Below are 7,679 nucleotides of genomic sequence, written 5' to 3'. Positions count from 1 at the left end.
GGATCAAAAGCAGAATGCAGAAACCATTATGGCGCATAGATGCCGAATATATGACAGCTTCAATTCTCCTTATACACATCGCTTTCGATTTTTTTCTTGTATTATCATCGGCGTCCATATATGACGATTTTCTGTCTCACACCCCCCTTACCCCAAAGGCGGGCCGCCTTCGTTTTCAAGGTTTTCAATCCTCAGTTCATCTTCTTGAGGAAGCTCTTTTCTTTCTGTAGAATACTGAACAGGGTGATGGCCATTTTTGGCTGGCACAGTCTTTTCATTCGGCGCCGGAGTGCCGTTCTGTTTTGATTTATCTGGTGAATTTTGTGATTTCTGAATAGATGGCTCCATTGACATGACATACTCCTCCCCATCCTTCCATTATATCATGATTTTTGTGATTTTAGGGTTTTAGACCTTGTTCAACACCATTTTTTAGATGAGGGGCGGCTGCTCTGAGTTTTTTAGCAGCTTCATGCGTGAGTTTTGAGTAACGAAAATCTACTGATTGAATAGAGGCGAAAATGTGTGTAAGAGCCTCTGGAGTCATGACTGAAAAGGCTTCAGATATCGATTCACAAAAGTTTAATGAGAGCTTTTTAAGAGAGCGACAAGCTGGTAGTAATGCAACAAGGGCCTCTGCTTCTATTTTAGTCTTGCCCAGGTTAAGTGTTGAGATATGGCCAAATAAGTTTTCAAGCGCAGCAGGTGTGTTTTTAAGAACAAGTTCTGAGATGTTCCTGCATTTGCTTAAATCTAATGTGACTAAGGATCGAGAGCCTGTTAGCAGAAATTCGAGTTGAAGGGTTTCGATTCCTGTATATGATAAATCCAGGTCAGTGAAACGGCCAAAGACCCATTGCGGATCGTGCATAACAAACCGTGAGACAACTGCTGTAAGGTTTGTACAATGAGATAGGCCCAGTCTTCTGAGAGAGTGGCATTCACGAAAAATAGTATCTAAAGCAGTCATACTGATTTCTGAGATTGCTAAATTTAAGGTCTCAATCTTTCTGATAGCGAGAATAAACTTGTCTCCTGATTGACTATCGATGGCATTGGAGATCCCAAGACATCCAATTAGATTCAAATGAATGACTGAAGAGCATAATGAAAGAATGCCCTTTAAATCGTCGCTATTGAGAGCTGTGACTCTTAGGTTGAGGTCTCTGATATTTTTAAAAATAGCATGTAATCTTGCTTGATGTTCCTTTTGAAACAGTAATAGATTTTTGAGCGCAGTTTCGGATTCTTCGAAGGTATATCTTTTTTCAAACGGTCCATGGGCGATGCGCGCTAATTGCTCAAGCTTATTGTCTTTTGAGAGTTCGTTGAAAAGGCCTGTGATGTGAGAGCAGTTTGCTAAGCTAAGCCGCCTGAGCGATCGACAGCCCTTTAAAATGGATGCAAGGATTTTAGGGCTTATCGTTATATTTTCGAGTTTAAGGTCTTCAATAGGGCCAAAAATATGGCATATTTCTTCATTATTTAGATGTTGGGGGAGCGAATAAACAGCTTCACACTCGGAAAGATATAATGATTTGAGAGGTGTTTCAATCGATTTTAATAGCCGTGCAAGGGATCTAGGATCAATATTTGTATTCGGAAGGCCAAGGGATTCAAGGGCATGAAAGCGCTTACCCAGTTGTTTGTCAGTCATACTGTCTATCAGGTGCCGCATGAGGAGATAACTACTCAAAACAAATGTTTTCAATGACTTTATTTTTTTGAGGAGTGCAGGAAATTTTTCAATTTGCTTATCTGTGCGGAGATATAAATGTTCAATATCAGGAAGAGCTTTGGCCATGGGATGATCAGCTTCAGGCGATAAAAGATCATTGATGAGAGAATTGAGATGGTCTGCTTCTAGGTTAAGGCCCTTAAAAGGTCTTTTTTGCTCTTCAAAAAGCTGTGCCGCTCTATTTAGATTTTGTAGTGTTTGTAATTGTTTAGGAAGATGGATAGTATTAAAAGCATCAAAGATCGGTGACGTTGCTAAGGGAAAGTGGTACATTTCATAGCCAAGCATGCTATAGACAAGTTTGCTTGTATATGCGAGGATTTGAAAAGGTGATGGATAGGGTTCCGGTTTTAATAAATTCAGTTGAAAATACTGGTTTAGATCTCGTGAATAACGCCTTTGTTGCTCAGGTGACATTTTTTGAACAAGTCTGAAAGTCAGCAGAGATTTTCCATCGAGGAAAGAATAAATAACCTCAAGAACATCTTGAGGGCAGCGTCTGAGAGGATTATCCATCAAGACAACAGGAGTGGGGTTTGGATCTTGTGGCGGAGAATTGTCGCGTAAGAGGTTTAAAATGTAATACATGACAGACCTAAGAATTCATTGAAAAAGTGTTCTGTTTAAAAAAAATCACACAGAGAGTCTTTTTGTGTGTTATAAAGAAAGTAAGGGGAGACCTATGTCTTAAAAAGCCTCTTCAATGGCCAAGCATAAAATATGGCCGATTTTGATATGTCCTTCTTGGATTTTTGCTGTGATGGAAGAAGGAACTTTGATCATATAATCACAGTGCTCATTCATGGCACCGCCGTTTTCGCCAGTCATACCAACGCAAATAAGACCTTTTTTGCGTGCAATATGTAGCGATGCCAGAATGTTTTTAGAATTTCCAGATGTCGAAAGTGCAAAGTAAAGATCACCCTTTTGGCCTAGGGCTGCAAGTTGGCGTGCAAAGACTTGCTCAAAACCATAGTCATTGCTGATGGCAGTGAGAGCAGATGTGTCAGTGGTGAGAGCAAGAGCAGGTAGAGCCTCGCGTTCTTTTTGGTAGCGGCCAACCAGTTCAGCAGCAAGGTGCTGAGCGTCAGATGCGCTTCCGCCATTGCCTGCAAAAATAAGCTTTTGGCCTGACTTGAGGGCTGAAATCGACTTTTGAATAACCTGTTCAATGGCGATCAGAAGATCTTGTGAGTCAATCATGCGATCGAGAACATCGCGTGATTTATGGAGTTCAGATTTGATCATATTATTCATGGATTCACCTCTTGTCTATTTGAGCCGATCTTCAATGAGAGCGATTGTGTTGGCAACGCCATAAAAAGCGATGAAAGATCCCATGCGGGGTCCTTGCGTTTGGCCGAGAAGAACCTCATAGAGGCAGCCAAACCAGCTTTTGAGATCTTCAAATTCATGCTTTTTACCAATGCTGAAAGCAAGTGTTTGAAGATGATCAGACGTGTGATCGGCGTTTGGAATGGCTTTAAGTTCAGTCTGCAAGTCAAGAATTGCAGCGCGCTCTTTGTCATTTGGCGCTCTGAATTTCTTGGTTGGCTTGATAAAGTCCTGGTAATAATTGATCGCAAGATTGACGAGCTTATCGAGAAATGGCTGGGATTCCTTTGTGGCTGAAGGATCATACTGATTGATGAATCCCCAGAGAACAGAGGTCTCTTCAGTATTTGCAGCGCCAGCAAGATTTAAGAGAAGGTTGAAACTAATGCCCTGTTCAACATTTTCAACTTCGCCGCGGTGAATATGCCAAACTGGATTTTCGAGTTGCTGTGGTTTTTCTTCTTTGGAATATTTTTCATTGAAGGCGAGGTATTCATCAACAGCACGCGGAATGACATCAAAATACAGACGTTTGGCAACGCGTGGTTTTTGATACATGTATAAAGCGAGGCTCTCTTCAGGAGCGTAGCGGAGCCAGTCTTCAATCGTGAGACCATTGCCTTTGGATTTAGAGATTTTCTGACCTTCTTCATCCAAAAAGTGTTCGTATTGGAATTGTTGAGGGGGTTTTCCGCCAATGGTGCGGCAAATTTTTGTGGCAAGATGCGCAGAATCAATGAGATCTTTTCCGAACATTTCATAGTCAACGCCAAGAGCAGCCCAGCGCATACCCCAGTCAGGTTTCCACTGAAGTTTCACATTGCCGCCTGTAACGGATACTTCTTGTTTTTTGCCAGACTCATCTTCAAAGACAATTGTGCCTTTCTCAAGATTGCGCTCAAGAACAGGGACTTGTAAAACACGCCCGGTTGTTGGGCAAATCGGTAGAAAAGGACTGTATGTTTTTTGACGCTCAGCCCCTAAAGTTGGGAGCATAATCGCCATGATTTTGTCGTAATTTTGGAGCACTTTAAGAAGCGCTTCATCAAAAAGGCCAGATTTATAGCATTCGGTAGCTGATTTAAATTCGTAGCTAAAGCCAAAGCGATCTAGAAAGTCGCGCAGCATAGCATTGTTGTGATGACCAAAACTCTCAAATTTACCGAAAGGATCAGGTACTTTTGTCAAAGGCATGTTGAGGTTTGCAGTCAGTAGCTCTGGGTTTGGAATATTATCCGGGACTTTTCTGAGCCCATCCATATCATCAGAAAAAGCGAAAAGCCTTGTTGGCATGCCGGTGAGTATTTCAAAAGCGTGCCGAACCATTGAGGTGCGAGCGACTTCTCCGAATGTGCCGATGTGCGGAAGTCCTGAAGGACCGTACCCTGTTTCAAAAAGGACATAACCTTTTTCAGGAAGCTTGCCACCTAGATGCTTGAGAAGAGCCCGTGCTTCTTCAAAGGGCCAGGCTTTTGCGTTTTGAAATAATGCTTGAAATTCTGTCATGATGTGACCATACTTGTTCATAATTTTTGGCTATACTAAAAAAACCTTAAGACCACTACTATACATGAGGACTGTCCCGATGGCAAAATATAAAAAATTAAAATCATTACTCGTTTTTGATAGGCTTGTCTTTTGCTTTTTCATGTCACTCTTTATGTCTTTTGTGATGTCGCTGGTTGTCAAATTTTATGTTCAAGGTTTTTATGCTAATTTTTTTCATGATTGGATCCGGATTTTCCCTGTGAGTTTTGTCACTGCTTTTTTTGTTTCCTATACGCTCCAACCGCTGGTGTTTCGCCTAACGCAAATGGTCATTAAAAGAAGACAAGCAAAGTCAGTATTAATAAAAAATTAATTTTTTCTTGACTTTAGGTTTTTTGGTGGATTATTATCGCCGCATAATTCGATATCATTATCTTATTATTCTAAAGGATCAAGTATCGCTGAGGTCAGTGATACAGTCTGGTCTGCAATCATAATATTTTTAACAGGTGAAACTATGAAGAAGATCGTTCTAACAGCAGCAGCAGTAGCTGTTCTCTCAGCTTGTACCCATACAAAAATGGAAGTCACAAAAGCAACTGACTCAAACATGGTCTGCCATCAAATCGCTGCAGAAATGACAGAAGTTAAAATGGTTCGCCAAGGGATTGATGACAAGACAGGTTTTTCAGGTCGTAATGTGTTTTATGGTCTGTTCTTCTGGCCTGCTGTTATCGTGAATGAAGTGAACGGTAATGGCGCAGATAAATTGGCTCAAGAGCGTCATGCTAAACTTGTGTCACTCTATGAACAGAAAAAATGTAATGCATCTTATTTGACAGAAGCTGAAAAAAGAGCTGAAGCAAAAAGAGCGGCAGAAGCAAAAAAACAAGCTGAAGAGAACAAAGAATCTTTTGATCGCAAGTAAGATCTGAGTTTTGAGTTTATAAAAGCCCCTTTTGTTAAGGGGCTTTTTTCATTTGAAGCCACCTCATGAGAATGAGAAGAGTGAAAAACATTTGATAAACATCTTTGAGTGCCCACCTTTCCGCGTCACTCAGAGGGCCTCGTGTTGCAGCTTTGCGGCGACCGAGTGCCCGTGGAGTTTCTGCAATGTCTTAATATAGAACTGCACCAAGTTGTTAATTCCATGAGACTCCACGGGCCCCTTCCGTCTTCGCTTCGCTACGACGCGAGGAGCCCTCTGAGTGACGCGGAGAGGCAAGAGAGCAAAGGTCCGAATTTTCATCAGGTGGCCTGATTTGAGGCCCTTGATTTTATCCATCAGAATTTTGTATACTAAGTGAGTCGCCTCTAAGGCTTTATTCTCTTTATATTTGGGTTCTCAGTCATGTCATTCTCTCGTTTTTTCAAAATATCTGCTTTTTCAATCGCGTTTCTTGCAGCTCCGTCTCTTGTACAAGCTGATGATAATATGAAACTTTTAGGTAAGTTTGATCAGTGGACAGCCTATACCTTCACCGAAGATGGCGGGAAAGTTTGCTTCATGGCGAGTGCGCCGACGAAATCTGAAGGCAAATATACAACGCGTGGTGAAGTCATGGCCTTTGTGACCCACCGCGTAAAGAGCAAAAGCTTTGATGAATTTCAAATTATCGCAGGCTATGAGTATAAGGCAGATGTGAAAGTCGCTTTGCAGATTGATAAAAATACAATTGAGCTCACACCAAAAGATGATAATGCAACAGCAGATTCTCCAGAGATTGACAAAAAAATTGTTGAAACCTTGCGCAATGGATCATCCATGATTGTCAAAGGGACTTCCAAAAAAGGAACGCCAACAGTTGATACTTATAGTTTAAAAGGATCAACGGCAGCCTATAAGGCGATTACAGCGGCTTGCAAAATTGCCCCTGCAGCGCCAGCAGCAGCTAAAAAGAAAGCCGTTCCAGCAGCTGCGAAGAAGAAGTAAACGATATACAGATTTGAACGTCTCTTATGTCGCTCCTCACCATGACGGTATTTTTAGATAGCCATTACTTGTTGTTTCATCATCTGTCTTTGAATGGTGACTCTCTCATTTCGCAGATCTAGTCTCTGATTCTTACATAAAGATTCGCGAGGAATTGTCTTAGATCAGAAAGAGTGCCCTTGTCAACATCTGTTTTTCCGCCGTGCGGGGCATGACCACCTGTAGTGAGATCGGCGATTTTCAGAATCAGCATGCCGCCAGTTCTTGAGCCAGTACGCGCTTCACCCTTATATGTTTTTGCCAGATGCTCAATGAGTTTATTGACTTCGGTGATTGTCATATCGTCTTTGTTGAACATAGATTGCATGAGTTTTCGCACTTGGCCATCGCAATTTTTAAGGTAGAAAAGATGCATTGCTTTTTCACGCTGTTTGAGCTCAGCAAGTTTCTTTTTGCTTGTGTTGATGATCTCATTGATTTGAGCTTCTTCAGTTGGTTCAATTGGTTTGATTTTCTGCGGCCTTTTGGGAGTAGGTGTAGTTACCGCTGGAATAGTGACAAGAGTAGCTGTTGGTGCTTGAGGAATGTCAATTTTAAGAGTCTCAGCTTGTTTTGCTTTTGGAGGCTTTTTGAGCGGCTTCTTTTTTGCACCATTGTTCGGTTTTTTGGGTGGCTGTTTTTTGACTTTCTTTTTCGGGGTTAAAATATCTTCAATAAATGAGTTTTCAATGACAGTTGGATCTTCCTTTTTAGAGAGGTCTAGACTGAAAAGCTTTGTTTTGACCCAAGAAAGAGAGTAGATGATGTCTGTGAGATCATCTCTGTCGAAGAGCTCCACGGGTTGGTCCAGGAATGCACAGAGACTCGCGAGAACCTCACGAATACGAGTAATAGGCTCTAAATAATCAAAAATCTTTCTCTCAAGCGGGGCCTTATAGATACGAGCGGCTTGGATCTTAACTTTCAATTGAAGAATGAGCCTATCCGTTGATTCTGATTTGAGTTCCTTAATATATGCTGAGCGGTTAAAAGGGGTATTGTTATGAGACGCGTCATTGATTAGGTAGTGTCGACATTCACTTTAGCCACAAATAAATAGCAGATAGAAGAACAAAAGCCATATAAGAGACCGCCAATTTGTCATATCGCGTTGCTACTCTTCTGAAATGCTTCATTTTATTAAAC

9 protein-coding genes are annotated in these 7,679 nt (G+C 41.5%); 3 read left to right on the top strand and 6 right to left on the bottom strand.

Annotated features, from left to right (window positions below):
* Positions 1 to 147: 147 nt before the first annotated feature.
* The 4 genes from KBF71_08470 to KBF71_08455 form a co-directional block, all read right to left on the bottom strand.
* Positions 148 to 354: a hypothetical protein gene (locus KBF71_08470; GenBank protein ID MBP9878345.1), complete on the bottom strand. Its 207-nt coding sequence runs from the start codon at positions 352 to 354 to the stop codon at positions 148 to 150.
* A 46-nt stretch (positions 355 to 400) separates the two neighbouring features.
* Positions 401 to 2,326: a hypothetical protein gene (locus KBF71_08465; protein MBP9878344.1), complete on the bottom strand. Its 1,926-nt coding sequence runs from the start codon at positions 2,324 to 2,326 to the stop codon at positions 401 to 403.
* Between the two features lie 99 nt (positions 2,327 to 2,425).
* Positions 2,426 to 2,995, bottom strand: coding sequence for a D-sedoheptulose 7-phosphate isomerase (locus KBF71_08460; GenBank protein MBP9878343.1), 570 nt, complete (start codon positions 2,993 to 2,995; stop codon positions 2,426 to 2,428).
* A gap of 15 nt (positions 2,996 to 3,010) precedes the next feature.
* Positions 3,011 to 4,579 (bottom strand): lysine--tRNA ligase, encoded by a 1,569-nt coding sequence (locus KBF71_08455; protein MBP9878342.1) that lies wholly within the window; start codon positions 4,577 to 4,579, stop codon positions 3,011 to 3,013.
* Between the two features lie 79 nt (positions 4,580 to 4,658).
* On the opposite strand from KBF71_08455, the gene KBF71_08450 reads away from it, so the two are divergent.
* The 3 genes from KBF71_08450 to KBF71_08440 all read left to right on the top strand — a co-directional run bounded on the left by KBF71_08450 (position 4,659) and on the right by KBF71_08440 (position 6,494).
* Positions 4,659 to 4,934, top strand: a complete 276-nt coding sequence (locus tag KBF71_08450; GenBank protein MBP9878341.1) for a DUF2798 domain-containing protein — start codon at positions 4,659 to 4,661, stop codon at positions 4,932 to 4,934.
* 144 nt (positions 4,935 to 5,078) lie between these two features.
* Positions 5,079 to 5,489: a lipoprotein gene (locus KBF71_08445; GenBank protein MBP9878340.1), complete on the top strand. Its 411-nt coding sequence runs from the start codon at positions 5,079 to 5,081 to the stop codon at positions 5,487 to 5,489.
* 423 nt (positions 5,490 to 5,912) lie between these two features.
* Complete coding sequence (locus KBF71_08440) at positions 5,913 to 6,494, top strand: hypothetical protein (protein ID MBP9878339.1); 582 nt, start codon at positions 5,913 to 5,915, stop codon at positions 6,492 to 6,494.
* Between the two features lie 118 nt (positions 6,495 to 6,612).
* Here the strand turns inward: KBF71_08440 and KBF71_08435 are convergent, their stop codons facing one another.
* Both KBF71_08435 and KBF71_08430 read right to left on the bottom strand, forming a co-directional pair.
* A complete protein-coding gene (locus KBF71_08435) occupies positions 6,613 to 7,461 on the bottom strand; it encodes a hypothetical protein (GenBank protein MBP9878338.1) in 849 nt (282 codons plus the stop codon).
* 109 nt (positions 7,462 to 7,570) lie between these two features.
* On the bottom strand, positions 7,571 to 7,679 hold a 109-nt coding region (locus KBF71_08430), incomplete at its 5' end, for a transposase (GenBank protein MBP9878337.1).

The organism is Alphaproteobacteria bacterium (genome assembly GCA_018063245.1).
Lineage (GTDB): Bacteria > Pseudomonadota > Alphaproteobacteria > JAGPBS01 > JAGPBS01 > JAGPBS01.
Note: the sequence above shows the minus strand (reverse complement) of the source record. Positions and strands in the feature narration are given on the sequence as shown.